Source organism: Natrarchaeobaculum aegyptiacum, assembly GCF_002156705.1.
In the GTDB taxonomy this organism is placed as follows: domain Archaea; phylum Halobacteriota; class Halobacteria; order Halobacteriales; family Natrialbaceae; genus Natrarchaeobaculum; species Natrarchaeobaculum aegyptiacum.
In genome coordinates, this window is sequence record NZ_CP019893.1 from 1,857,460 (window position 1) to 1,883,085 (window position 25,626).

General features: G+C 62.1%; 17 protein-coding genes, 2 tRNA genes, 3 rRNA genes and 3 pseudogenes. 15 read left to right on the forward strand and 10 right to left on the reverse strand.

Going from position 1 to position 25,626, the window contains the following annotated elements; translation table 11 throughout:
* Positions 1–88: 88 nt before the first annotated feature.
* From B1756_RS09200 to B1756_RS09220, 5 genes and pseudogenes are all read right to left on the reverse strand, one after another.
* A complete protein-coding gene (locus B1756_RS09200; protein ID WP_086888272.1) occupies positions 89–2,470 on the reverse strand; it encodes a DEAD/DEAH box helicase in 2,382 nt (793 codons plus the stop codon).
* Positions 2,471–2,589: 119 nt separating this feature from the next.
* On the reverse strand, positions 2,590–2,901 hold the full coding sequence (locus tag B1756_RS09205; protein ID WP_086888273.1) for a TM2 domain-containing protein: 312 nt from the start codon (positions 2,899–2,901) through the stop codon (positions 2,590–2,592).
* Between the two features lie 99 nt (positions 2,902–3,000).
* On the reverse strand, positions 3,001–3,612 hold the full coding sequence (locus B1756_RS09210; protein WP_086888274.1) for a DUF7978 family protein: 612 nt from the start codon (positions 3,610–3,612) through the stop codon (positions 3,001–3,003).
* Positions 3,613–3,699: 87 nt separating this feature from the next.
* Complete coding sequence (locus B1756_RS09215; RefSeq protein WP_086888275.1) at positions 3,700–4,215, reverse strand: PH domain-containing protein; 516 nt, start codon at positions 4,213–4,215, stop codon at positions 3,700–3,702.
* Between the two features lie 232 nt (positions 4,216–4,447).
* A pseudogene (locus B1756_RS09220) lies at positions 4,448–4,780 on the reverse strand (DUF7471 family protein); the annotation flags it as partial.
* A 451-nt stretch (positions 4,781–5,231) separates the two neighbouring features.
* Here B1756_RS09220 and lipA point away from each other — a divergent pair.
* The 5 genes from lipA to B1756_RS09245 all read left to right on the forward strand — a co-directional run bounded on the left by lipA (position 5,232) and on the right by B1756_RS09245 (position 11,886).
* Positions 5,232–6,200 (forward strand): lipoyl synthase, encoded by a 969-nt coding sequence (gene lipA / locus B1756_RS09225; protein ID WP_086890121.1) that lies wholly within the window; start codon positions 5,232–5,234, stop codon positions 6,198–6,200.
* A 300-nt stretch (positions 6,201–6,500) separates the two neighbouring features.
* On the forward strand, positions 6,501–7,631 hold the full coding sequence (gene pdhA, locus B1756_RS09230; protein WP_086888276.1) for a pyruvate dehydrogenase (acetyl-transferring) E1 component subunit alpha: 1,131 nt from the start codon (positions 6,501–6,503) through the stop codon (positions 7,629–7,631).
* 1 nt (position 7,632) lies between these two features.
* Positions 7,633–8,658: an alpha-ketoacid dehydrogenase subunit beta gene (locus B1756_RS09235; RefSeq protein ID WP_086888277.1), complete on the forward strand. Its 1,026-nt coding sequence runs from the start codon at positions 7,633–7,635 to the stop codon at positions 8,656–8,658.
* 1 nt (position 8,659) lies between these two features.
* Entirely contained in the window at positions 8,660–10,261 is a 1,602-nt protein-coding gene (locus B1756_RS09240) for a dihydrolipoamide acetyltransferase family protein (protein ID WP_086888278.1), read from the forward strand.
* Positions 10,262–10,371: 110 nt separating this feature from the next.
* Positions 10,372–11,886: a dihydrolipoyl dehydrogenase family protein gene (locus B1756_RS09245; RefSeq protein ID WP_086888279.1), complete on the forward strand. Its 1,515-nt coding sequence runs from the start codon at positions 10,372–10,374 to the stop codon at positions 11,884–11,886.
* A gap of 23 nt (positions 11,887–11,909) precedes the next feature.
* Here B1756_RS09245 and B1756_RS09250 read toward each other — a convergent pair whose 3' ends face one another.
* Both B1756_RS09250 and B1756_RS09255 read right to left on the reverse strand, forming a co-directional pair.
* On the reverse strand, positions 11,910–12,200 hold the full coding sequence (locus B1756_RS09250; RefSeq protein WP_086888280.1) for a DUF7521 family protein: 291 nt from the start codon (positions 12,198–12,200) through the stop codon (positions 11,910–11,912).
* On the reverse strand, positions 12,197–12,574 hold the full coding sequence (locus B1756_RS09255) for a winged helix-turn-helix domain-containing protein (protein ID WP_086888281.1): 378 nt from the start codon (positions 12,572–12,574) through the stop codon (positions 12,197–12,199). The genes B1756_RS09250 and B1756_RS09255 overlap by 4 nt, the downstream gene beginning before the upstream one ends.
* Before the next feature lie 1,067 nt (positions 12,575–13,641).
* Between B1756_RS09255 and B1756_RS09260 the strand changes: the two genes are divergently transcribed.
* The 10 genes from B1756_RS09260 to B1756_RS09305 all read left to right on the forward strand — a co-directional run bounded on the left by B1756_RS09260 (position 13,642) and on the right by B1756_RS09305 (position 22,770).
* Positions 13,642–15,115, forward strand: a 16S ribosomal RNA gene (locus B1756_RS09260).
* Positions 15,116–15,278: 163 nt separating this feature from the next.
* Positions 15,279–15,350, forward strand: a tRNA-Ala gene (locus tag B1756_RS09265).
* Between the two features lie 222 nt (positions 15,351–15,572).
* Positions 15,573–18,489, forward strand: a 23S ribosomal RNA gene (locus B1756_RS09270).
* A gap of 147 nt (positions 18,490–18,636) precedes the next feature.
* A 5S ribosomal RNA gene (gene rrf, locus B1756_RS09275) occupies positions 18,637–18,758 on the forward strand.
* Together the 16S, 23S and 5S rRNA genes with 1 tRNA gene alongside form the textbook arrangement of a ribosomal RNA operon.
* 342 nt (positions 18,759–19,100) lie before the next feature.
* A complete protein-coding gene (locus tag B1756_RS09280; RefSeq protein ID WP_152031287.1) occupies positions 19,101–19,316 on the forward strand; it encodes a hypothetical protein in 216 nt (71 codons plus the stop codon).
* Positions 19,317–19,364: 48 nt separating this feature from the next.
* Positions 19,365–19,440: transfer RNA gene (locus B1756_RS09285), tRNA-Cys, on the forward strand.
* A gap of 117 nt (positions 19,441–19,557) precedes the next feature.
* A complete protein-coding gene (locus B1756_RS09290) occupies positions 19,558–19,830 on the forward strand; it encodes a DUF7563 family protein (protein ID WP_086888283.1) in 273 nt (90 codons plus the stop codon).
* Positions 19,831–19,919: 89 nt separating this feature from the next.
* Positions 19,920–20,522 (forward strand): DUF488 domain-containing protein, encoded by a 603-nt coding sequence (locus tag B1756_RS09295; protein ID WP_228434574.1) that lies wholly within the window; start codon positions 19,920–19,922, stop codon positions 20,520–20,522.
* Between the two features lie 270 nt (positions 20,523–20,792).
* Positions 20,793–20,996 (forward strand): hypothetical protein, encoded by a 204-nt coding sequence (locus B1756_RS09300; RefSeq protein ID WP_086888285.1) that lies wholly within the window; start codon positions 20,793–20,795, stop codon positions 20,994–20,996.
* Entirely contained in the window at positions 20,986–22,770 is a 1,785-nt protein-coding gene (locus tag B1756_RS09305) for a hypothetical protein (RefSeq protein ID WP_086888286.1), read from the forward strand. The genes B1756_RS09300 and B1756_RS09305 overlap by 11 nt, the downstream gene beginning before the upstream one ends.
* Positions 22,771–23,226: 456 nt before the next feature.
* Here the strand turns inward: B1756_RS09305 and B1756_RS19205 are convergent, their stop codons facing one another.
* The 3 genes and pseudogenes from B1756_RS19205 to B1756_RS09315 form a co-directional block, all read right to left on the reverse strand.
* Complete coding sequence (locus tag B1756_RS19205; protein WP_152031288.1) at positions 23,227–23,712, reverse strand: GIY-YIG nuclease family protein; 486 nt, start codon at positions 23,710–23,712, stop codon at positions 23,227–23,229.
* Positions 23,713–24,803: 1,091 nt separating this feature from the next.
* Positions 24,804–25,082: pseudogene (locus B1756_RS09310) on the reverse strand (IS4 family transposase); the annotation flags it as partial.
* Between the two features lie 212 nt (positions 25,083–25,294).
* A pseudogene (locus B1756_RS09315) lies at positions 25,295–25,573 on the reverse strand (IS4 family transposase); the annotation flags it as partial.
* Between the last annotated feature and the right edge of the window lie 53 nt (positions 25,574–25,626).

Here is a 25,626-nt window from a genome sequence, read left to right on the forward strand (position 1 = left end):
TCCTCGCGCTGGAGCGTGCCGAGCGCCGTCGTTGACTCGCCGGCGGAGTTGCGCGAGCGGATTCTCGAGAACACGTCGTGAGCAACGATTACTGGACTTCGACGGTTCGACTCCGTTCGACCGGCAACAGGGGTTCCTCGGGGAACGCCACGCTGACGGTGTACTCGAGGCCGTCTTCGTCGGCACCGAAAACGCCCACGGGAACCGTCTCCGTGTCCCGAAGGTAGGTGCTGGTCGCGGTCATCTCGACGCCGTTGACCGTCACTCGAACGCCGGCCCGCGCGGGCTCGCCGACGTTTTCGATCACGACCTCGCGAACGTCACTCTCGCCGGAGGCGACCGTCTCGGGGAACGCGCCCCAGTCGACCTCGACCGCCGGGAGTGACTGGGCCGCTTCGGAGACTCGTTCGGCGACGCCTTCCGAGAGCCCGGCCTCGACGAGCCCCGAAACTCCCGCGTCGACGACGTCACCGGGGCTCGAGATGCCCTCGGTCGCGAGTTTACTCGCTCGGCCGGGACCGACGCCGTCGATGGCGGTGAGGCCCACGGCGTCGTCGGCGACGCCGTTCTCGACGCGGGCTTCGACCCGGCGAACGAGGTTCGCCGAGTGGGGGTCGGCGAGTCGGTCGAGAAACGCACCGAGCGCCGAGAGCAGTCGGGTCGCGTTCTGGCGGATCACCCACGCGTCGCTTCGCAACTCCGCGGGAAGCCGGCCGTCGGCCCCGCTGCGCAGGATGGCGAGCACCTTCCGTTCGCCCGCATCGAGGTCGCCGGTATCGACGCCGACCAGCACCGCGCTGATGGCGTCGCGTTCGTCCTGTCTGGCCGAGACCGAGTCGAACTCCTCGGCGGTCGCGACGGCCTCGAGGACGTCGTCGGTCTCGAGGGTCGTTCCCTCACCGCGCTGTCTCTCGCTTTCGCTCACTCGATCGGCGAGTTCTGCGAACGTCGCGGCCGTCTCGAGGCGCAGGTAGTACTTCGAGGCGAGGACCCCACGCGGGGTTGCTTCGATCGAGAGGTCACCCGACCGCCCGAGTTCGACGAAGCCGCGGTCGACCAGGTCCTCGAGACAGTCCCGGACGCGCTCGCGCAGGTTCGGGAAGTCGTACAGGTCGGGTTTCGACTGGCCCCGGACGTAGTAGTAGGTCGTCTCGAGCCAGTCCATCACGTCGTCGAGATCGGTGATCGTCCCCATCGCGATCTCGGCGTTGAGGTGGGTCTCGAGACTCTCGGCCAGTCGCGACTCGATCTCTTTGCCCTCCGAGAGGAGGCGGCGGTACTTGTCGGCCTCGGCGGCGTCGCAGACGACCCAGCCGTAGCCGACGTCGTCGTATCCCGGCCGCCCCGCGCGCCCGAGCATCTGGAGGACGTCGAGCGGACTCATGTCCACCTCACCCTCGAGTGGATCGTGGAGTTTCGTGTCGCGGATGACGACGCAGCGGGCGGGCATGTTGACGCCCCAGGCGAGCGTCGATGTCGAGAACAGGAGTTCGACGTGGCCGGCCTTGAACCACTCCTCGACGAGGTCGCGGTCGTTCTTCGAGAGGCCCGCGTGGTGGAACGCGACGCCGTCGAGGACCGACTGGCGGAGGGTGTCGTTCTCGAGGTTCTGGGCCTCGGTGTGGAAGTCGTAGTCGCCGCGGACGCCCATCGGGACGTCGCGTTCGGCGATTTCGTCTCTGGCCTTCGTCGCCGCGCGGACGGTGTCCTGCCGGGAGGCGACGAACACGAGTGCCTGGCCGTCATCCCGGAGGTGTGGTTCGGCGAGGTCTATCGCCCGGTAGAGACGGCGGTACTTGTCCGCAAAGGAGTTCTCGCCGTGGGTGTACGTCTTGACGCCCGCGTTGAGGTCGACCGGGCGGTACTCGTCGTCGAATTCGAAGGTCGTCTCCTCGGGAGCGTCGAGCCACGCGGCCACGTCGTCGACGTTCGGCATCGTCGCCGACAGCGCCACGATGCGTGGCTCACAGAGCCGTCGCAGGCGGGAGATGGCCACCTCGAGCACCGATCCCCGGCGGTCGGCGTCGAGGAGGTGGACCTCGTCGATGACGCAGACGTCGACGTCGGTGACGAAGTCGTAGCGTCGAGAATCGTGCTTGCGCGTCGCCGAGTCGAGTTTCTCCGGGGTCATCACGAGGATGTCCGCCCGACGAGCACGCCGCGGGTTGAGGTCGCGTTCGCCCGTGACGACGTAGACCGAGTAGTCGAGTTCCTCGAAGCGGTCCCAGTCGTCTTCTTTCTCGTTGGTCAGCGCGCGCAGGGGCGCGATGAACAGGGCCGTCCCCCCGTCGGCCAGTGCCTTGCAGATCGCGAGTTCGGCCAGTGCCGTCTTGCCCGAGGCCGTCGGCGCGCTCGCGACGACGTTTTCCTCTCGCTCGAGCAGGGCTGGCAGGGCCTCGCGTTGCATCCGGTTGAACGCCTCGAAGGCGAAGGCGTCTGCGAAGTCGGGGAGAACCTCGGCAACCTCCATCACTCAGAGACGGGAAGTGGCGGGTCAAAGGCGTTTCCTTCGCGGTGGCCGTGGCGTTCGGCGTCGCTGTCGCTTTCCTGCTGTGCCAAAGAAAATCGTGGATGGTCAGTGTAGGCCGCTCAGACCGTGATTTCGCCCGAGTTGATCTTGTTCGCCTGGTTGTAGCCGTCGTACGCTGCTGCGATGTGGACGAAGGGCCACAGGAGGTACAGCAGGAATCCGAGGCCGAGGGTCAACGTTCCGACGATTGGAACGAAGAACCACCAGAAGCCGACCCCGATGACGAGCCATGCCACGAGAACGATTGCGCCTCGCTGCATTTCACCGTTGTAGAGGTTGCCGACTCCTGGAATGAAAAACGAAAGGATCGCGGATACGATTGGATTGACTTCGTCCCCACTACCGCTTGCAGTTGGTGTTGCTTCTGCCATAGCTGTGTTCAGCCTATCAAAGAGATTTGACTTATACCTTTCTGCCAAATTCTGTTGCTCGTTTATCGTCGGAACCGGTCGGGAAAAACGAGACGACGCTTACTTTCGGACGAGGACTGCGACGACGACTGCCCCTGCAGTCGCGAACACGAGCGGGTAGAGGAGTCCCCCGAGGACGACCGCGGGGACGAGTTCGGGTGCCATCGAGCCCGAGGCCTCGATTCCGAAGAACTCGGCTTCCGACGTCGTCTCCGCGACGACCGCGCCGAGGCCCATGACGATCACGTAGCCGAGCGTGACGGGTGCGCCAACGGAGACGGCGGCCCCGACGTTGGTGGCCCCCAGGTGGTACGCGAGGACCGCACCGACGAGCACCAGCACCAGTGGCGGCACGACATACAGCAGGCTCACGCGCGCGGTCTCCGACTGGGCGATCAGGTCCATCGTCCCGCCGCTGCTGACGCTCCCGAAGTCGCCGAAGTCGGCACCACCACTGACTTCGATCTCGACGAGGTGAGCGTTGTAGTAGTACCACGCGACTGCCTTCCACGAGGCGACGTCTTCGCCGACGGCCGAACGGACGTCCGCTGGAACCAGTACGTACGTGGTGAGCACCCCGACGATGGCCGCCAGGACGCCGAGTCCGGCACTGGCTGCGACGCTCGAGCCGGTCGGGACCCCCGTCGTGGATGCGTATCGTGATCGCGCCATTGTACCGCCGCCGATGACACTTGGTATAATATGCTTTGTGTTCGAACGTGTGGGTGTTAGACGCTGACCCGCCTCAGATTTCCTGCGTCAGACCGTCACGTCTTCGTCTGCGACCGCCTCGAGCTGGTCGCTCAGCAGGCTCGAGGCGTGTTCCGGGCGCGGGACGTGCTCGAAGGTCAACTCCGGATCACCGGAGCCGGCGGTGTAGACGGTCAGGTTGCCATACCCCAGTGCGCGACCGACCATCGTCTGGTTCAGGCTGGTGTTCTGGACCCGCGAGAGCCGAAACTGGGTGACGTCCCGCGAGATCACGCCCCGTTTCTTGTACAGTTCGCTCGAGGTGATGACGTAGCGGGTGTTCGTCCAGAAGAGGTAGCGGACGAACGCGAAGCCGCCGGCGACGAGTGTGAACCCGAGGCCCAAGAGCGTGAGCGCGAGGACATTCTCGACGAGCCCCCAGGCGAGCACCCCGAGTCCGAGGACGATCACACCGACGGCGACCGGGAAGCCGGCCCCGAGTTCGATCGGGTGGGGGCGACTCTCCCAGACGAGTTCCTCGTCGTCCCCGATGTGAAACCAGTCGGGCGTGGAGCCGAGGGCCATCGAACGCGGGTATCACGTCCTCTCGCGTAAAACTACCGCCGGTACGGACGGCTTTCCGGGTGCCAGCCGGGTGTCGTCACTCCTCTCCGCTCGAGCCGGAACGGGTACTCGACTCCGCGTTCAACCTCGAAGTCGGTTCTTGATCCCGTCTCGAGCGGGCGGCCGTCGACGGAGTTGTCGCCGACGTTGCCGATGTCTCTGCTGTTGCCGACGACTTCGGGCTGGACGAACGTTCCGGGCGTCGGGACGAACTCGTCGAGCCGTGTGTGTACAGTACGTACAACAACAACCCGGCGATCACAACGTCGATTCCGTGTTCGACGAGGTGGTGGACGACCATGGGAACGACGCCGAAGACCGTCCCGAGACCGACGATCGATCTGACGACGAGCAACCCGAGAACGACCGCGATCGTCCCATGTCTTACCGTTCGCCGGCGGCGGTACCCCACAACCCCGGCCAGAAAGAGGACCGTCGTCCCGACCGCCGCCAGCAGGATGACCGTGACCAACACCGGCGCGGCCGTCGGTGAGAGCCAGCTGTCGACCGTAGGTGTCCAGAACAGTGTCGTCGCCCTCTCGAGTCCGACTTCCGTCGCGTAGCCGGACGACTGCACAGTCATCGCCGCTTTTCACCTCCGGCAGATCCCGGACACTCGCGTGGCGCTCGAGGTCGATGGTGCTGCCGGTGCTCGTGTCGGTGGCGATGGTGGCGAGCTCGGGTTATGGCAGGTAGCGGTCGGTACACGTGTCGGTGGCTGTTCGGTAATCGGTCGACGAGTTCGTGGATCGTCGTGATTGATTTCGGTCGGTCGCGAACGTGTCGTCCCTTCGGCGATATCGAGCCGGTACAGTTTGCCGCTCTCGTTCGTACGATAATCCACGACTCACTCCCCTAAACCCCATTTGGTAGTGTTCTCGAATCCGCTCGGGGCGGTCTCCGGGTGACCGACACCGGGTCGTCGAATCCCACCGCGATGGCGACGCTTTTTGACCGTGGGTGCCTACCTCCCGAGTATGAGCAGCGCGCGCAAGCCCGACTGGTTGAAGATGCGACCGCCGTCGGGCCGGGAGTTCGCCGACATCCGCGAGACCCTGCGCGACCACGGCCTGCACACCGTCTGTGAGGAGGCGAACTGTCCGAACCTCGGGGAGTGCTGGTCCGGGCGCAGCCGGTCGTCGGGGACGGGACCGGACGGCACCGACGACGCCGGCGGGACGGCCACCTTCATGTTGATGGGCGATCGGTGTTCTCGGGGCTGTAACTTCTGTGACGTCGAGACCGGGGGAATGGAACCGCTCGATCCGGACGAGCCCGCGAACGTCGCGAGCGCGGTCGCCGAAATCGGCCTCGATTACGTCGTCCTGACGAGCGTCGACCGGGACGACCTCCCCGATCAGGGAGCAGGTCACTTCGCCGAGACCATCCGCGAGATCAAAAAGCGCCACCCCGGCATTCTGGTCGAGGTCCTCATCCCCGACTTCCAGGGCGAGGAAGAGCTGGTCCAGCAGATCGTCGACGCCGAACCGGACGTGATCGCTCACAACGTCGAGACCGTCTCCCGCCTCCAGGTTCCCGTCCGCGACCGCCGAGCAGGCTACGAGCAGAGTCTCTCGGTGCTCGAGTACGTCGACCGGGTCTCTGATATTCACACCAAGACCTCGATCATGCTCGGCCACGGCGAGTACGACCACGAGGTCTACCAGACGCTCGCCGACTGCCGCGAACGCGGCGTCGACATCGTCACGCTCGGTCAGTACCTCCAGCCATCCCACAGCCACCTCGACGTGAAACGGTACGACCACCCGGACAAGTACGAGACGTGGCGACGCGTCGCCGAGGACGAACTGGGGTTCCTGTACTGTGCCAGCGGGCCGATGGTCCGCTCGTCGTACAAGGCGGGCGAGCTGTTCGTCGACGCACTGCTCCGGGAGGGCTCGAGTGTGGAGGAGGCACGCCAGCGAGCGCGAGCGTCGGCTGACTAACACCGGCGGCAACGCATTTTCCCGGCTCATTTCGATCGCTGACCGAACGAGTACGGTATCGACGTTTCTATCGGAACCCGTGAATACGCGGCGAACGCCCGCAATCGGGCAACGCTCGGTCACATCGCTGCTCACTCGAGTACGTCGCCAGCCACATCCGCACACGTGACCGCTTTTTCGCCGATAGGTCGAACAGACGGGGACTGGTGTGGCAAGAATCTCATAGACAGTAACGTATATCGGGGAAAATCCTTTATCCTGAGCGATATATTGTGTGGGTATGTGCCGGAGGGTCTCCCCGTGAGTACGTTACAGCGCGATCCCCGGGAGCGAGTACAGATCTTAGACGAGTCCGGCCGGGTCAGGGAGGGTGCCGAGGTTCCGGACCTCTCGCCGGACGACCTCCGTGAGATGTACGAGCAGATGCGTCTGGTTCGTCACTTCGACGAGCGAGCGGTGAGCCTCCAGCGACAGGGGCGGATGGGAACGTACCCGCCGCTGTCCGGCCAGGAAGCCGCCCAGATCGGTAGCGCCCACGCTCTCGACGACGAAGACTGGGTGTTCCCGAGCTACCGCGAGCACGGCGTCGGGCTGGTCCGCGGGATGAGCCTCGAGCGAACGTTGCTGTACTGGATGGGCCACGAGCGCGGGAACGCGATTCCGGAGGACGTCAACATGTTCTCGGTGGCAGTGCCGATCGCGACCCAGATTCCCCACGCGACGGGTGCTGCATGGGCGTCGAAGCTCAAGGGTGAGCAGAAGGCGTTTATCTGCTACTTCGGCGACGGCGCGACCTCGGAGGGTGACTTCCACGAGGGACTCAACTTCGCCGGCGTCTTCGACACCCCGACGGTCTTCTTCTGTAACAACAACCAGTGGGCGATCTCGGTACCGCGGGAACGCCAGACGGCGAGCGCGACGCTCGCCCAGAAGGCACGGGCCTACGGCTTCGAGGGCGTTCAGGTCGACGGCATGGACCCACTGGCGGTCTACACGGTCACCCGCGAGGCAGTCGAGAAGGCCAAAGACCCGACGGCGATCGAAGACGATGCGATGGGGTACGCGACCCGGCCGACGCTCATCGAGGCCGTCCAGTACCGATTTGGCGCTCACACGACCGCGGACGATCCGTCGGTCTACCGCGACGCCGACGAGGTCGATCGCTGGAAGCAAAAGGACCCGATTCCGCGACTCGAGAGCTACCTTCGTTCACGTGGCATCCTCGACGACGAACGGGTCGACGCGATCGAAGAACGAATCCACGAACAGGTTGGCGAGGCGATCGAGATGGCAGAGTCGACGGCGCGACCCGAGCCAGCGGAAATCTTCGCGCACGTCTACGCGGGAATGCCCAAACGATTACGGCGACAACGCGAGTACCTCGAGACCATCCGCGACCGACACGGTGACGACGACCTCATGGAGGGATAACATGGCGACAGAACCAGAGACAGACACGGACGCGCAGGCCGACGCGGCGACGACCGAGCAGCGGACGCTGGTCGAAGCGGTCCGCGACGGCCTCTATACCGAGATGCACCGCGACGAGGACGTGATCGTCCTCGGGGAAGACGTCGGCGAGAACGGCGGCGTGTTCCGCGCGACGGAGGGACTGTACGAGGAGTTCGGCGAGGACCGGGTGATCGATACCCCGCTCGCCGAGTCGGCCATCGTCGGCACGTCGATCGGGATGGCCGCCTACGGGATGCGACCCGTCCCCGAGATCCAGTTCATGGGTTTCATCTACCCTGCGTTCGACCAGATCGTCTCCCACGCCGCCCGCCTGCGGACGCGATCGCGCGGCCGATTCACCTGCCCGCTGGTGATCCGCGCTCCCTACGGCGGCGGCATCCGCGCGCCCGAGCACCACTCCGAGTCGACCGAGGCGATGTTCGTCCACCAGCCCGGGCTGAAAGTCGTCGTCCCCTCGACGCCCTACGACGCGAAAGGACTGCTGGCGAGTGCGATCCGCAGTCCCGACCCCGTCGTCTTCCTCGAGCCGAAACTCATCTACCGGGCCTTCCGAGAGGACGTACCGACCGACGCCTACGAGGTCCCGATCGGCGAGGCCGCCGTCCGCCGCGAGGGCGAGGACGTCTCGGTGTTCACCTGGGGAGCGATGACCCGGCCGACGCTCGAGGCCGCCGAGAACCTCGCGGGCGAAATCGACGTCGAAGTGGTCGACCTCCGGACGCTCTCGCCGCTGCCCGAGGAGGCGATCCTCGAGTCGTTCGAGAAGACTGGCCGGGCGGCGGTCGTCCACGAGGCCCCCAAAACCGGTGGGCTGGCCGGTGAGATCATCGCCACCATTCAGGAGGAAGCGTTGCTCTACCAGGAAGCGCCGGTGACGCGCATCACGGGCTTCGACACGCCGTTCCCGCTGTACGCGCTCGAGGACTACTACCTGCCCGAGGCGGCCCGCATCGAAGACGGCATTCGCGAGGCGGTGACGTTCTGACATGGTCCGTGAATTCAAACTGCCGGACGTCGGCGAGGGAGTCGCCGAAGGGGAACTGGTCTCGTGGCTGGTCGCCGAGGGCGACGAGGTGAGCGAGGACCAGCCGGTCGCGGAAGTCGAGACCGACAAGGCCCTCGTGGAGGTGCCCTCGCCCGTCGACGGCACCGTCCGTGAACTGCACTACGCGGAAGGTGACGTGATCCCGGTCGGTGAGGTGTTCGTGACGTTCGACGTCGCAGGAGAGGCCGAGGAAGACGGCGACATCGACGTCGACGCCGACGATCTCGGTGAAGCCGACGTCGAGAGCGACCCTGCTGGCGACCCCGGCGCGACGGGTGCGACCACCGAGACTGTCGACACGCCTCAGGATCGAATCTTCGCGCCCCCGCGCGTGCGCCAACTCGCTCGAGAAGAGGGGGTCGACCTCTCGACGCTCGAGGGGAGCGGCCCGGGTGGCCGGCTCACGACGACGGACGTGCTGGCTGCGACTGGTGACGCGCCAGCGGCGAGCGCGTCGACCGCGGAGGCGGATCCGACGGACCCTGACGGGGCGACCACCACGACGACAGACGCGGCCGAGACAGCAGCCGACGAATCGACGGCGGACTCGAGCCCGGCTCTCTCCGCGGACGCACCGTCGACGCCGACCGATCGCGAGTCGGCCGACCGGGACCGGACGCTCGCGGCCCCGGCGACCCGACGGATCGCCGAGGAGGAAGGCGTCGACATCGACGCCGTGCCTGCAGTCGAGGAACGCGACGGGGAGGCGTTCGTCACGCCCGAGGCGGTCCGGGAGTACGCCGCGGCGCAGACGCGGGCACAGGAGGCCGACCGGGAGGCGGTCGCGGCCGGCGAACCGAGTGGGACGGGGGCGGCGTTCGAACCCGGCGAGCGAGAACGACGGGAACCGTTCACGGGCGTCCGCAAGCGCATCGCGGAGTCGATGGTCGATTCGAAGTACACCGCCCCGCACGTCACCCACCACGACGAGGTCGACGTGACCGCGCTCGTCGAGGCCCGCGAACGCCTCGAGTCACGCGCCACCGATCAGGGGATCCGACTGACCTACCTCCCGTTCGTGACGAAGGCGGCCGTCGCCGCGCTGAAAGAATTCCCCGAGATGAACGCCGTCATCGACGACGAAGCCGACGAGATCGTCTATCGCGACTACTACAACGTCGGCATCGCCACGGCGACCGACGCGGGCCTGATGGTGCCGGTGCTCGAGGACGCAGACCAGAAAGGTCTCCTGCAACTGGCCTCGGAGACGAACGAACTCGCCGAAAAAGCCCGCGAACGGACGATCAGTCCGGACGAACTGCGGGGCTCGACGTTCACGATCACCAACATCGGCGGCATCGGCGGCGAGTACGCCACGCCGATCCTCAACTACCCCGAGGCCGGAATCCTCGCGCTCGGACGGATCACCCGGAAACCCCGCGTGGTGACCGCCGACGACGGAACCGAGTCGATCGAACCCCGCTCGATCCTGCCGCTGTCGCTGTCGGTCGACCACCGACTGATCGACGGCGCCGTCGCCGCCCGCTTTACGAACGAACTCGCGGAGTACCTCGAGTCGCCGGAACTGCTCTTGCTCGAGTGACCCTCTGATCCGGCCAGCATCGGTGGCTGGTCGACGACCGTCGACCTGTTCAGGGTTACTGGTCTCCCGACGCCGTGTACAATTAAACCCTCGCGGGCGAGACTAGACCTATGGTCGTCGGAGACGTCACCACCGGGACTGAGGTACTGGTCATCGGCGCGGGGCCCGCAGGCTACGTGGCTGCGATTCGCGCCGGACAACTCGACCTCGACGTCACGCTCGTCGAGAAAGACGCTTACGGAGGCACCTGCCTGAACTACGGCTGTATCCCCTCGAAGGCGATGATCACCGCCACCGATATCGCCCACGAGGCCCGCCACGCGGAGGCGATGGGCATCCACGCCGACCCCGCGATCGACCTCTCTGGGATGGTCGGCTGGAAAGACGACGTCGTCTCCCAGCTCACGAGCGGCGTCGAGAAACTCTGCAAGGCAAACGGCGTGAACTTGCTCGAGGGAACGGCCACCTTCGTCGACGAGAACACTGCCCGGATCGCCCACGGCGGTGAGGGACAGGGCTCGGAGACGATCGAGTTCGAACACGCCATCGTCGCCACTGGTTCTCGCCCCATCTCCATCCCCGATTTCTCGTTCGACGACCCGCCCGTCCTGAACTCCCGGCAGGCGCTCTCACTCGAGTCCGTCCCCGACTCGATGGCCGTCGTCGGTGCCGGCTACATCGGGATGGAACTGGCGAACGTCTTCGCCAAGCTCGGCACCGACGTGACGGTGATCGAGATGATGGATTCGATCCTGCCGGGGTACGACGACGACCTCAAACGTCCGGTGAAAAAACGAGCCGAAGATCTCGGGATCGACTTCCACTTCGGCTACACCGCCTCGGAGTGGTACGAGCCGGGCGTCGACATCCGCGTGGTAGCCGAACCGGTCGATGGCGCGGCAGCCAATGGGGGAAGCGAGGCGCCACGGGCCTCGGAAACTGGGAGCGGTGAATCCGCGAGCGCGAGTCGAGAGACCATCGAGGACGAACGCCTCGAGCTCGACGTCGAAACGGTTCTGATCGCTGTCGGTCGTGAGCCCGTCTCGGACGCGCTCGACCTCGAGGCCGCGGGCGTCGAGACCGACGAGGGCGGGTTCATCGAAACCGATTCGCGCGCGCGAACGACCGTCGACCACATCTACGCCGTCGGTGACGTCGCGGGGGAACCGATGCTCGCCCACACGGGCAGCGCGGAAGGCCAGGTCGCCGCGGAGGTGATCGCCGGCGAACCCGCAGCGCTCGATCACCAGGCGATGCCAGCCGTGGTCTTCACCGATCCCGAAATCGCGACGGTCGGCATGACCGAGACCGAAGCCGCGGAGGCTGGATTCGACCCCGTCGTCGGCCAGTTCCCGTTCCGGGCCAGCGGCCGCGCGCTAACCACGGGTGAGTCCGACGGCTTCGTCAAGGTCGTCGCCGAGGAAGACGACGGATTCGTCCTCGGCGCGAGCATCGTCGGCCCCGAGGCCTCCGAACTCATCGCCGAACTCGGGCTGGCGATCGAACTCGGGGCGACCCTCGAGGACGTCGCCGCGACCGTCCACGCCCATCCGACGCTCGGGGAGTCGGTGATGGAAGCCGCCGAGAACGCTCTCAGTCGAGCGATTCACACACTGAATCGGTGACCGACGTCACCGGGCTGGGACGGTCACTGCACGTACAGGGAGTACGCGATCACGACGAACCCCGCCAGGACGAGCAGACTCTCGAGCAGGATACCGGTCTCGAGGCTGACCCCGAGAATCTCGTAGAGCATTCCCGCGAGGACGAACCCGAGCGTCACCAGCCCGAACCCAAGCGCGAGCAGGCCGAGCGCCCGTTGTCTGGTCCGTCGATACGCCTTGAACGAGAAGTAGGTGATAACGCCCCCGACGAGGAGGAGCAGCGCCTTCACGACCGCGAGCGCGATCGCCACTTCGATTGCACCGATTGTACTCATGTCTCCTTTCGCACCTCCGACCACAGATCCGCGAGCCGCTCGTCGGCCGTCCGGGCTGGTCGCTCGATTTCGACCGATAGCTCTCGGTTCTCGTCCAGCGAAACCGTGATCTCGTCGAACGCAACCGAATACTTGCTCGCGTGATGACCGTCGCGCCTGATCTCCGTCGACTCCTCGAGCAGCGTCGCGTCGGTCAACAACTCGAGTTTCCGATAGAGCGTCGACTGGGGAATATCACACCGATCGGTCAACTCGGCAGCCGTCATCGGCTCCTCGAGATTCCGGATAATCTCACGGCAGTCGGGGTCGTCGAGGGCGGAACAGATCTCCGCCGCCGTTGGCGCCGACTCCGACGCGAGCGGGTCCCGGACCATTCGTACACCCCTTACGACCCAGGTGGTTTATCGCCATCGATACCGCACTCTCGGCCCGCCTCGAGTCGTCTGGCTCCTAACCTGACTCGTCGATCGTCCTGATTACCGTCCGATGAATAACACGTCTCGAGCCACGGACGTCTCGCGATCGCGACGTATCGACGTCCGTGCCAGTTCTTCAGCCCCCGACTCGACTCTCATCCCGGACCCGAGCCAGCACGGCCGAACAAAGCCTTCTTGCGCGTGCGCACCCGAGCGAGATGCACGCGGGTCTGACCCGGTCCGACCACACCTGCGAGGGCGGGATGACCGACCGACCTCCGCCCGCGTGACACTCTTCGACGGCCAGCGGCGCCGGTAGGTGGTGACTCGAGCGATGAGTTCCCACTTCGACACGCACGCGCGTCGGATTGTGAACTGATACGGACTCGAGTCAGTCGTACCGATCGCTCGATGTGGCGTGAAACTGGCTCCCGTGGTAGAGGGTTCCGGAGCCTCTCGTCTTCGACGGCCTTATGTATGGACCCGGGACTCTGATAGAATGCAAACGACGTGGCCCACCCGGGCCGCGTCCTCCGGCCTCACCGGCACGGAGGTGGAAACGGTATCCCAGTGTCCGGTCGCTCACCGCGACTGCACGCGGATACGGATCGACGCGAACTCGAGACGACGCCCTTATATACACAGGGCGGTTCGGTTGGGGTACGCAGAAATCGGCTGCCGGATGCGGTTTCCGGGGGCCGAACCCGATCCGTAGCCCTTAAGTGTATCAGGGCACTCGGATACGGTTACACGACGCGTGATGGCGAGGCCATCTGGGCCTCGTCGTCGGGCCGATCGCGAGTCCGAAGACGAAGGGGTTATGTACCCCGGACGGACTACGATCAGGTCCGAAGGAAATGAGGATCCTACCCCTGCGGTCTTCCGTACAGATGGGATCTGATGTTAGCCTTGGTAGTTCGGTGACGCCCGATCGGTTGACGGTTGGTGTCATCGAACGTGGACCTTTGTGTGAGTGCATTGCATTCACCGCCAAACTAGACCTCCCCGCAGTAGCGGGGAAGAGCATTCCGGTTGATCCTGCCGGAGGTCATTGCTAGTGGAGTCCGATTTAGCCATGCTAGTCGCACGAGTTCAGACTCGTGGCAGATAGCTCAGTAACACGTGGCCAAACTACCCTCTGGACGCGGATAACCTCGGGAAACTGAGGCTAATCCGTGATAGCGCTTCCATGCTGGAACTGCAGGGAGCGTGAAACGCTCCGGCGCCAGAGGATGTGGCTGCGGCCGATTAGGTAGACGGTGGGGTAACGGCCCACCGTGCCGATAATCGGTACGGGTTGTGAGAGCAAGAGCCCGGAGACGGTATCTGAGACAAGATACCGGGCCCTACGGGGCGCAGCAGGCGCGAAACCTTTACACTGCACGCCAGTGCGATAAGGGGACTCCATCTGCGAGGGCATATCGTCCTCGCTTTTTCCTACCGTAAGGTGGTAGGCGAATAAGGGCTGGGCAAGACCGGTGCCAGCCGCCGCGGTAATACCGGCAGCCCGAGTGATGACCGCTCTTATTGGGCCTAAAGCGTCCGTAGCTGGCCTCGCAAGTCCATCGGGAAATCCGCGCGCTCAACGCGCGGGCGTCCGGTGGAAACTGCGTGGCTTGGGACCGGAAGACCCGAGGGGTACGTCTGGGGTAGGAGTGAAATCCCGTAATCCTGGACGGACCACCGGTGGCGAAAGCGCCTCGGGAGGACGGATCCGACGGTGAGGGACGAAAGCCAGGGTCACGAACCGGATTAGATACCCGGGTAGTCCTGGCCGTAAACGATGTCTGCTAGGTGTGTCACAGGCTACGAGCCTGTGATGTGCCGTAGGGAAGCCGTGAAGCAGACCGCCTGGGAAGTACGTCCGCAAGGATGAAACTTAAAGGAATTGGCGGGGGAGCACTACAACCGGAGGAGCCTGCGGTTTAATTGGACTCAACGCCGGACATCTCACCAGCACCGACAGTATGCTGTGAAGCTCAGTGTGATGAGCTTAGTGGAGCTACTGAGAGGAGGTGCATGGCCGCCGTCAGCTCGTACCGTGAGGCGTCCTGTTAAGTCAGGCAACGAGCGAGACCCACGTCCCTAATTGCCAGCAACACCCTCGTGGTGGTTGGGTACATTAGGGAGACTGCCAGTGCCAAACTGGAGGAAGGAATGGGCAACGGTAGGTCAGTATGCCCCGAATGTGCTGGGCGACACGCGGGCTACAATGGTCGAGACAGTGGGATGCTACGCCGAGAGGCGACGCTAATCTCCGAAACTCGATCGTAGTTCGGATTGCGGGTTGAAACTCACCCGCATGAAGCTGGATTCGGTAGTAATCGCGCCTCAGAAGGGCGCGGTGAATACGTCCCTGCTCCTTGCACACACCGCCCGTCAAAGCACCCGAGTGAGGTCCGGATGAGGCCCCTGTACGGGGGTCGAATCTGGGCTTCGCAAGGGGGCTTAAGTCGTAACAAGGTAGCCGTAGGGGAATCTGCGGCTGGATCACCTCCACAGACCGGGATCAGGGCGATGCCCTGACCCACCTAAAGTCGTGGCCTGACGGGCCGCGCACTCCACGTTCGATCGACCCACCGTTGGCCGATCGGGCACCTTTGAACTACCAAGGCTAACGCAAGCTCCCTCGTCCCGACCGATGGTGGTCGGGGCGAGGGATGGGCCCATAGCTCAGTGGGAGAGTGCCTCCTTTGCAAGGAGGATGCCCTGGGTTCGAATCCCAGTGGGTCCATGTCTCGGAGCGAATCGAGATCCGTGCCCTTAAGTGTGGCAGGGGACTCTGATTCAATCCGAACGCAAACCGATGCACCACCTCGCGCAAGCGGAGGTGGGAAGGGTTGATGCAGCCCCGTTTGTCAGCGGGGGTGCGGATGAGACCGTGTGTACGTGTAGTCCAGGCGTCCACTGGACCCGTTCCCGGGTCACAATCGTTGCATCTGCAACGTCGATCCGATGAACGTGGCTACTGTGCCAGCTGGTGGATCGCTCGGCTTGAGAGCTGAAGAAGGACGTGCCAAGCTGCGATAAGCCCAAGGGACCCGCACGGAGGGGAAGAACTTGGGATCTCCGAATGGGAATCCCCACCGCAATTGCTTCGCGCAATGGGGAACGCCGAGAACTGAAACATCTCAGTATCGGCAGGAAAAGAAAGCAAACGCGATGTCGTTAGTAACGGCGAGTGAACGCGACGCAGTCCAAACCGAAGCCTTCGGGCAATGTGGTGTTCGGACTGACGATCACTCTCCGACCGTCTACAAGAAGTCTCCTGGAACGGAGCACGAAACAGGGTGACAGTCCCGTACTGTAGACCAGTAAGAGACGAGTCAGCTCCAGAGTATCGGGGATTGGATATTCCTCGTGAAGATCGCGGGCATCGACCGCGAAGACTAAACACTCCTCAAGACCGATAGCGAACAAGTAGTGTGAACGAACGCTGAAAAGCACCCCAAGAAGGGAGGTGCAATAGGGCGTGAAATCAGTTGGCGATAGAGCGACGGGGCTTACAAGGCCCCGAGAGAAACGACCGAGGTGCGAACCTCCAGTAGGAATCTCGGGGAGCCGAAGTTCCGTCGTACGTTTTGAAAAACGGACCAGGGAGTGTACCTGTTTGGCGAGTCTAACTCGATCATCGAGGAAGGCATAGGGAAACCGACATGGCCGCAGCGCTTTGCGCGAGGGCCGCCGTCTTCAAGGGCGGGGAGTCAAACGGGTACAACCCGAAACCGGATGATCTAGGCGTGGGCAGGGTGAAGCGTGCCGAAAGGCACGTGGAGGCCCGTTAGCGTTGGTGTCCTACAATACCCTCGCGTGACCTACGTCTAGGGGTGAAAGGCCCATCGAATCCGGAAACAGCTGGTTCCGACCGAAACATGTCGAAGCATGACCTCTGCCGAGGTAGTTCGTGGGGTAGAGCGACGGATTGGGAGATCGCACTCCGAGAGGAGTGTGCCTCCCTGTCCAACTCCGAACCTACGAACGCCGTTCGACGCAGGGAGTCCGGTGCGCGGGGTAAGCCTGTGTACCGTGAGGGAGACAACCCAGAGCTGGGTTAAGGTCCCCAAGTGTGGACTAAGTGCGATCGAAGGTGGTCGCAAGCCCTAGACAGCCGGGAGGTGAGCTTAGAAGCAGCTACCCTCTAAGAAAAGCGTAACAGCTTACCGGCCGAGGTTTGCGGCGCCGAAAATGATCGGGGCTCAAGTCCACCACCGAGACCTAGCCGCACCCATCAGGGTGATCGCGTAGGTCGGCGTTCTGTTCGGGCGGAAGCACGGCCGAGAGGTCGTGTGGACCGTGCAGTAACGAAAATCCTGGTCATAGTAGCAGCGTGAGTCGGGTGAGAACCCCGACGGCCGAACGAGTAAGGGTTCCTCAGCAATGTTTATCAGCTGAGGGTTAGCCGGTCCTAAGTCAGCCCGTAAGTCGAAGCTGACGAAAGGGAAATAGGTTAATATTCCTATGCCAGTGTGCACTCAAAGCCGACGCTTTGGGGCCGCCTCTACTGGGCACTCGCCCAGTCGAACAGTCGAAGTTCGTGGAAGCCGTAATGGCAGGAAGCGAACGAATGGCTGGATAGCGCAAGAGAGGTCAACCTAGAGCCCGTGAAAAGGTGAGCACACTGTCCGTACCGAGATCCGACACAGGTACTCGTGGCGGCGAAAGCCAAGGCCTGTCGGGAATAACCGACGTTAGGGAATTCGGCAAGTTAGTCCCGTACCTTCGGAAGAAGGGATGCCTGCCACGGAAAGTGGCAGGTCGCAGTGACTCGGACGCTCCAACTGTCTAGTAACAACATAGGTGACCGCAAATCCGCAAGGACTCGTACGGTCACTGAATCCTGCCCAGTGCGGGTATCTGAACACCCAGTACAATGGGACGAAGGACCCGTTAACGGCGGGGGTAACTATGACCCTCTTAAGGTAGCGTAGTACCTTGCCGCTTCAGTAGCGGCTTGCATGAATGGATGAATGAGAGCGTCACTGTCCCAACGTTGGGCCCGGTGAACTGTACGTTCCAGTGCGGAGTCTGGAGACCCCCAAGGGGAAGCGAAGACCCTATAGAGCTTTACTGCAGGCTGTCGCTGAGACGTGGTCGCTATTGTGCAGCATAGGTAGGAGGCGATACACAGGTACCCGCGCCAGCGGGCCACCGAGCCACCACTGAAATACTACCCGATAGTGACTGCGACTCTCACTCCTGGCGGAGGACACCGGTAGCCGGGCAGTTTGACTGGGGCGGTACGCGCTTGAAAAGATATCGAGCGCGCCCCAAGGTTTCCTCACTCGGGTCGGAGACCCGAGGAAGAGCGCAAGAGCAAACGGAAGCCTGACAGTGACGGGCACAACAACCGTCGCTGACGCGAGAGCGTGGTCTAGCGAACCAATTAGGCTGCTTGATGCGGCCAATTGCTGACAGAAAAGCTACCTTAGGGATAACAGAGTCGTCACCCGCAAGAGCACATATCGACCGGGTGGCTTGCTACCTCGATGTCGGTTCCCTCCATCCTGCCCGTGCAGCAGCGGGCAAGGGTGAGGTTGTTCGCCTATTAAAGGAGGTCGTGAGCTGGGTTTAGACCGTCGTGAGACAGGTCGGCTGCTATCTATTGGGGGTGTTATGGTTCCTGACGGGAACGTTCGTATAGTACGAGAGGAACTACGAATGGGTGCCACTGGTGTACCGGTTGTTCGAGAGAGCACGTGCCGGGCAGCCACGCACCACGGGGTAACGGCTGAACGCATCTAAGCCGGAAACCCACCTGGAAAAGAGGAACCACCGAGATCACTCGTAGAAGACGAGTTCGATAGACTCGGGGTGTACGCACCGAGGCAACGAGGTGTTGAGCCCGCGAGCACTAACCGATCGAGCCACACACTCATACTACAACGCATCTGGATCGGACCCGAGAACGGGTCCAGACGCAAACTGGACTACACGTAGACGCGGTTTCTGAGTACGCAGCATGTCGTACCACCGGACGACCGATACTGGTATCATCACGGTTCGAATCCGTGAATCGGCGTTACGGCGGCCAGAGCGGCGGGGTACCTCCCGTACCCGTTCCGAACACGGAAGATAAGCCCGCCTGCGTATCGGCAACTACTGGAGTGGGAGACCCTCTGGGAACGTCGATTCGCCGCCGACTCCTCATACTTCATTCACAGGCCCACACAGCACACGCTGTGTGGGCCATTTTCAGTTCGGACAGCGAGCGATAGCGTCGCGAATCCCGTTCTCTCCGATAGACTCATCGTTCGAGTGAGATATCTTGTCGCTATGACAGCACTATCGAACGAGTCAGAGACGCATATCTCCACAGTGAGGTTCGACCTCGAGTTCGACGACGTGTGGTCGATGTTGACGAACCCGCTCGAGTTTCCCGCGCTGGTTCCGAACTGGGTAGTGTCGGTCGTGTGTGACGACGGCGTGTGCCGCGGAACCGGACCGGCGGGCGACGAGTTCACGATCGAGCAGGTGGTCGATCGCAGTGTGGGGGGTGATCGATGTCGAGGTCGTCGCCGGGGATGGCAACGTCGAGCGCTCGCGATCGCGGCTGTTCGCCCTCGAGGGTGGTCGGTGCCAGTGGGTCCACCTGGCCCAGCGGTGGGCGGGCGTCACTGACGAGGGGTGGCGTGCACACGTCGAGGCAACCGATCAGGATCTCGAGACTGCAAAACGGGTGCTCGAGGAGCGTGTCGGGTGAACCGGGGACCGTAACCGTTATGCGCGCGACGCGACTACGATGAGGTGCGCCAAGGTGGCAGAGTCCGGCCGAACGCAGCGGCCTGCAGAGCCGCCTACCGCCGGTTCAAATCCGGCCCTTGGCTTGAATCTTCAGGTTCAAAGCGTCTACCTTCTGGTACCGTTATTCTCGAGGCTTCTGGGTCGAGTAGCGATCCGAACCTCAGGTTCGAAGCCGTTGCAAGTTCGGGAGGTGTCGCGGCATGATGCGGCTCGAGTTCGAGTCGCAGGACCCCTCTCGCTGTCGAACCTGCGAGTCCCACGTCACGCTCCAGTTCAGGCGAAGCTACGGCGACGACAACGACGTCGCTCACCGCTGCACCGAGTGTGATACTTACGAACGCCTGAGCAACGGGAGTGCTGCGGGGAAAGTCGTCGACCTTCCCGACCCGATCACGGATCCGTCGCGGTTCAACTGCGGATTCGAGGTGCCATCGTCAGTAGCCGGCGACGACGGAGGTGAGGTCGATGGCTGACGGGACCCTCGAGGAGGTGTTCTTCCGGGCGACGATCGTCGAGTCCAATGACGGTCTCGAGGTCGAGCGGGATCTTCGGGGTGGTGAGTGTGACTGAACGCAGCACTCCATCGAGCGGTGCTGATCGATCTGAACGCGCTCGAGGAGACTGCGGATCGTCGACGACGGTCCACACGACGTACTTCGGCGGCATCAGTCAGTTTGATCCGTCCGAATCAGCCGACGTCTTCGGCGTCGTTCGCTATCCGAAGGACTTCGTCGAGCGCGTCACCGACCGGAACATCCCGGCCGTCGCACCACCTTCGGACCTGCTGGACGCCTACAGAACGGTCGAGGACGCCGCCGAGACCAACGGTGAACCGAATCCGTCGGCAGTCGCGTGGAACTCCGTCGATTTCGAGCGACGGTACCACGAACACCTCGAGCAGCCGGAACAGCGGGCAGTGATCGACGAGCTGGTCGATCGTGCTCGAGAGCGGGACATCTGGCTCGTCTGCTGGGAGAAAGACTGCAGATGGTGTCACCGGCGGCTGCTCGCGAACGCCGTCATCGCTCACCTTGGGGACGCGGAGGTCGTCCACCATCCGGACCCATCGACGATCCCGGTCGACGAGGAGCTCGACGTCGAGGGCGGTTCGACGCTGACCGATCTCGAGCAGTTCGCGACCGACGGAGGTGAGTCCCGTGACTGAGCCGTTCGTTCGCGCGAATCGGCTCTACGACGTCGAGACCCGGACCACGACGGTCGTATACTGGGCACTCGCGTCGGATGAAGGACCAGTGATCACCGGGTCTGAGGCCGGTGATCGTGAATGACGGTTCGACAAACCGCTGATGGGCTTCGTGGGAACCGTACGATAGTCGTTTCTGCGAATTACGATAAATACCTCGATACAGCGTTCTGTCCCGCCTGTGGGAAGGATCTTTCCGATACGGTCGGGACCCCATCAGTTCCCGCGTCGATGATCGACGCCGATCTGGATCAGGATCCAGTTCCGGTGTTTGGCTGGCGGTGTGACTGTCGTCGCGCGGAGATGGCCGTCGTTGCTCCAGCCGAACACGCGCCGGAGAACTACGTCTCGGTCGGTCTGCTCAGGGACGACGTCACGATCGCCGTTCCCTCGCCGGTCGTCGACGGTGTGGAGGTGACCGTCGATGGCTGCTGAGGCACCCCCTCGAAACGTCGCTGGAGCACTCGACAGGCCACAGGCGACGCTTCCTGCAGTGGGTGACGAAGATCACGAGAACCTCGTCACCGGTCATACGCTCCACGACTACCCCGATCCGATCGATCACGGTCACGGTGTCGAGGTCGTCCTCGAGGACAAAGCGGACGGGCCGCACGAAGAGATGTTTTATACCCGTATCTGGCGCGGCTGGGGTGATTTCGTCGGCGATCGCGATGCAGAACCGTACGTACTCGTCGAGGACGTCCACCAGCTGTTCGACTGGCTCCACGACGACTATCCGGCCCATCTGGTACTCAAATCGAAGGGGTGGATGGTCGGACGAGACGCACAGGACGGTGAACTCGTGGGCCAGTACTACGAGTACAGCGTTCAGGTGATGCGCTACGACGAGGACTCTGGAAAACTCGCCGACGAAATCGACGCGAACCTCCGCGCGCCGACGTCGTTCCAGTGCTGGATCCAGCCACAAAACTCCGATCTCGTCCTCCCGAGCGGTGATCCGATGGTCTGCCAGCACGGGGAAGGGACGAAGTTCAAGACGCAGACGACCTATGCGGGTTCTCGAGAGTCGTTCACCCGAACGGTCGAAGTGATGAATCTGGTCGCTGGCGCGCTCGATATCGAGCGACCGGCGTGGGAAACGATGAACCGTGGCTCTTGGAAGGCCTGGAAAGGTGAAGTCCACCACCGATTCACGAAGTCAAAGATGCAGACTGCCGTCCACCGGCTGCAGGAGGCGAAGAGCCTCCTTGAGTACGGTGGTGGAGGCGACGTCCACTCTAGCGGGAAGATGCGGAAAGGCCGTCACGTTGAGGAGTACGTCGTGAGCGATCGGTGGGAGAAACTCGGGATCGCGATCCCCGAACCACTCGATGACGCGAAATTCGGGGTCAAGGTCTATCGGATCAACGGAAACCCCGCAGACAAACGCCTGCAGGAGCCAAAACTCGAGGCGTTCCTCGCTGGCTCCGGGGACGAACTCCCGCACGCAGACGACTGGCCGATGATCCGGTCGGTCCTCCGCCAGCTCGTCGATACGTTCGCCGTTCGCTCGAACCTGAACCTCGGTGATCTCAAGGAAGACGACTACTACAAACCGCGCGACCGGCCGATGCTCGACTTCTACCTCCCGGAAGGATGGCGTCACGCCGTTCAGGAGGCGAACGAGGTACGGCTGATGAAAATGACCGACGTCGTCCGTGCGGCACAGACGTCGTCGAAGCTCGACATCGTCTGGACCGTCGCCGATCGTAACGGTGCGAGTTACGACGAACTCGCTGCCGTCACTGGTCTGTCGAAAGACCGTGTCCAGGAGATCGTCGCCGAGTTCGTCGACCAGGACGTCCTCCTGCGACTTGCGATGCCCCGGATCATCGCGTTCGACAACGAGGAGTTGCGGCTGAACGTCCTCGACGAACTCGAGGCACGCTTCCCGGACGACGCCGATCCGCGGGCGATCGAGAAGCGAGCTGACGAACGTCGAGAACGGCGTCGCCGTCTCCGTGAGAAACGACAGCAACAGGAAGAGGGTGACGACGCCGTCGACGAGGCCACCGAGGATAGGAACGCTGCCGACGACCTCGATCAGGATGATCGCGACGATAGTGACCTCGAGGACGAATGGCAGCGCGTCGACCTCCTGAAGTACTGTCGCGAGGACGTCGGTCGATTTATCGAACGTGGAGACATTCCGGCCCGAGACGTCAAGGTGCGCGTGTCAGCCCATCGGTGGCTGATACCGCACGGATAGCGGGCCGAGAGGCCCACGGGCCAGCCGGTCCGTAGTGGCGACACTCTCGTTTCTGACTTTTTTACGCCGGAATGGCTGGAGAAAACCACGGGCGCACGCGAAATTTCATCTTTCAGCTACTTCGTTGGCGATCAGGACGCCGTCTCGAGCGACGATCGCGAAAATCTCGACCTGTTGCTCGAGTCGTTGTGAGGCCAGTATTGGCTTCTTTCGCTACCCTAGTGGCCCAATTCTGGCGTTTCAACGGTTCCGGTAGTTTCCTTTCTCCCCCAGGGGGCCTACGGTAGTTGCCCGTAGGCGGCAGTACCAATTGCGCGGCTCGCAGAACGCTCGCCGCGCGTAGTGGCTGGTCGGTTTGGCCGATACCCAGCGGTAAAACAGCTGAAACCCTCCGGTTTCCCCTATCACGCTGGGGGATTAACCACCCTCAACATCCCTACGGTAAGATTCACCCCGTCAACCCGGCTGCGAGACAAATGCCTTGTCCAGATGTTTTCGAAGGTGCTGGGCCTTCTTTGGTTCTTCACGATAGCTATCTGCCAGGGTTGGGTGCCAGTCAATATCCAGAAGACGGACCGGTGGAAACACCTTCGTGAAATTCGCTCCCCGTGCTGTTGCGTGGTGCCATATTCGCGTTACTGGTCGCTTTGATAGGCCGACGTAGAGTAGTCGTTCACTCCGGGCCGCACCGATAACCCACCCTGGAACGCTCTTGACGTCGAGCGCATTGATCGCGAGCAACTTGGCGCTCTTCTCTGGTCTATGGCGACACTCGAGAACGTAGACAGCGTGGTTGAAATACGGGTTATCTCGTGTTTTTCCAACCATTCTGCTGATTTCACTCTGTGAGGAGGCATGGCAGAGACAGTCATCAGGGCATGGATCGGCTTCCCACCACGGTGTGAGGAACCGGTCCTCGACCAATTTTTCCTCCAGAATCATTATTTATCCCATTCCGACGGTGTTATATAATATTCACTTTGAGTTCGATGCTATCACCCTGTACTCCGCACAAGGTGATGCCGGAAACGACTGCTCACAAATCGTCGACGCTACCGTTGAAAAAAGAACGATCGCATAGATTACCACCCAGGCGCTGGGTGGGGCTGTACGGCGTGTACCGTAAGGGTACACGCGGGCCTGACGGCCCGCTCAACAAAGAACCAGGGCTCAACAGGATGCACGTGAAACAATGGTTGTCCGAAGAAATACGGGGAAGTGATCTCCCTTTGCTATTGCTAAATAGGGGTTAAAAATGAGTTTTATGTATTCGTATTCTCACCCACAAGATTCTTGTTACGATGGCGCGTAGGGAAGGCATGGGATTTAGGTTAATTGACACTATTGTAAAACTAATTGTAATAGCGATTATTATATTTGCACTCTGGTTCTACTTTTCAACCAACTTGTGGCTTTTTTACTTACTGGTTGGATTAGTTGGTAGCGTCCTTTTATTTGGAGTTATTGTTTATTTATACGATAGGATCAGATATAGAATTAATATATAAATCAGATTATATTTAGTCTAGAGATTCATAGCTAATAGTCTGAAGATCTAGGCCCCTACCTCCTGTATAATAATCAACGCTTGAACCGCCACCACCGGAGGACGCCTCAACGTAGATCTCCCCCCAAGCCATTATCGTACCAATGTCTGATGGGAAATAGAATTGTGCAGTGGATTCATTGTATCCTTCATCTCGACCAGTTGGCGTTTCTAGCTCAGCAGTTACAGTGTTAAACTGACCACCACTAATGTAGTTTATTTCAAGATTTATTTCGGCATCTCCAGTTACAGCATCCCCATATCGGCATCCGTTCTAGCTTAGCGACTAACTGAGACGGTGATCACGCCGAAAATGCGTCGAGTCTCACCGCAATCATACCGAGATAGCTGCTGCTCAAGCAAACCAGCCGGTTCTTGGTCATGTCTCCCGTCGAAGGCGGCGCACTCGCAGTCGTGAGTGCGCCGCCGTTCCAGAGCCGTCGCTGACCAGCCTGGGCGATCCAGCCCGTCTCGTCAGGCGAGTTCGTTACCAGAACTCGCCTGACTCCACCTGTTCACGTAACCTCGGACGGTGTGGATTTGGATCTCGTGACGACCACAGCAACAACGAATCGAGATCCGGTAGCTCGTACCCCAGATCCAACATCAGGTACAACTGGATCAGATGAGCGTGGCGTTCGACAGCGTGTGAACATCGTCGTCGAGGAAGCCGCGTCGACGACGCCGCGGCGTCGTCGGCGCAGTCTCGCTGCTTTGCGTCCAGTTTCTGGAGTTCGTCGACGATAACCCGGCTCATCATCCGTTCTAGCTTAGCGACTAACTGAGACGGTGATCACGCCGAAAATGCGTCGAGTCTCACCGCAATCATACCGAGATAGCTGCTGCTCAAGCAAACCAGCCGGTTCTTGGTCATGTCTCCCGTCGAAGGCGGCGCACTCGCAGTCGTGAGTGCGCCGCCGTTCCAGAGCCGTCGCTGACCAGCCTGGGCGATCCAGCCCGTCTCGTCAGGCGAGTTCGTTACCAGAACTCGCCTGACTCCACCTGTTCACGTAACCTCGGACGGTGTGGATTTGGATCTCGTGACGACCACAGCAACAACGAATCGAGATCCGGTAGCTCGTACCCCAGATCCAACATCAGGTACAACTGGATCAGATGAGCGTGGCGTTCGACAGCGTGTGAACATCGTCGTCGAGGAAGCCGCGTCGACGACGCCGCGGCGTCGTCGGCGCAGTCTCGCTGCTTTGCGTCCAGTTTCTGGAGTTCGTCGACGATAACCCGGCTCATCATCCGTTCTAGCTTAGCGACTAACTGAGACGGTGATCACGCCGAAAATGCGTCGAGTCTCA

What these genes read in the sequence shown, in the direction of transcription:
- B1756_RS19205 (WP_152031288.1), bottom strand. Translation starts at nt 23,712, where the DNA reads ATGATTCTGGAGGAAAAATTGGTCGAGGACCGGTTCCTCACACCGTGG.
- B1756_RS09245 (WP_086888279.1), top strand. Translation starts at nt 10,372, where the DNA reads ATGGTCGTCGGAGACGTCACCACCGGGACTGAGGTACTGGTCATCGGC.
- B1756_RS09235 (WP_086888277.1), top strand. Translation starts at nt 7,633, where the DNA reads ATGGCGACAGAACCAGAGACAGACACGGACGCGCAGGCCGACGCGGCG.
- B1756_RS09210 (WP_086888274.1), bottom strand. Translation starts at nt 3,612, where the DNA reads ATGGCGCGATCACGATACGCATCCACGACGGGGGTCCCGACCGGCTCG.
- B1756_RS09205 (WP_086888273.1), bottom strand. Translation starts at nt 2,901, where the DNA reads ATGGCAGAAGCAACACCAACTGCAAGCGGTAGTGGGGACGAAGTCAAT.
- B1756_RS09200 (WP_086888272.1), bottom strand. Translation starts at nt 2,470, where the DNA reads ATGGAGGTTGCCGAGGTTCTCCCCGACTTCGCAGACGCCTTCGCCTTC.
- B1756_RS09240 (WP_086888278.1), top strand. Translation starts at nt 8,660, where the DNA reads ATGGTCCGTGAATTCAAACTGCCGGACGTCGGCGAGGGAGTCGCCGAA.
- B1756_RS09250 (WP_086888280.1), bottom strand. Translation starts at nt 12,200, where the DNA reads ATGAGTACAATCGGTGCAATCGAAGTGGCGATCGCGCTCGCGGTCGTG.
- B1756_RS09305 (WP_086888286.1), top strand. Translation starts at nt 20,986, where the DNA reads ATGGCTGCTGAGGCACCCCCTCGAAACGTCGCTGGAGCACTCGACAGG.
- B1756_RS09215 (WP_086888275.1), bottom strand. Translation starts at nt 4,215, where the DNA reads ATGGCCCTCGGCTCCACGCCCGACTGGTTTCACATCGGGGACGACGAG.
- lipA (WP_086890121.1), top strand. Translation starts at nt 5,232, where the DNA reads ATGAGCAGCGCGCGCAAGCCCGACTGGTTGAAGATGCGACCGCCGTCG.
- B1756_RS09255 (WP_086888281.1), bottom strand. Translation starts at nt 12,574, where the DNA reads ATGGTCCGGGACCCGCTCGCGTCGGAGTCGGCGCCAACGGCGGCGGAG.
- B1756_RS09300 (WP_086888285.1), top strand. Translation starts at nt 20,793, where the DNA reads ATGATCGACGCCGATCTGGATCAGGATCCAGTTCCGGTGTTTGGCTGG.
- B1756_RS09290 (WP_086888283.1), top strand. Translation starts at nt 19,558, where the DNA reads ATGATGCGGCTCGAGTTCGAGTCGCAGGACCCCTCTCGCTGTCGAACC.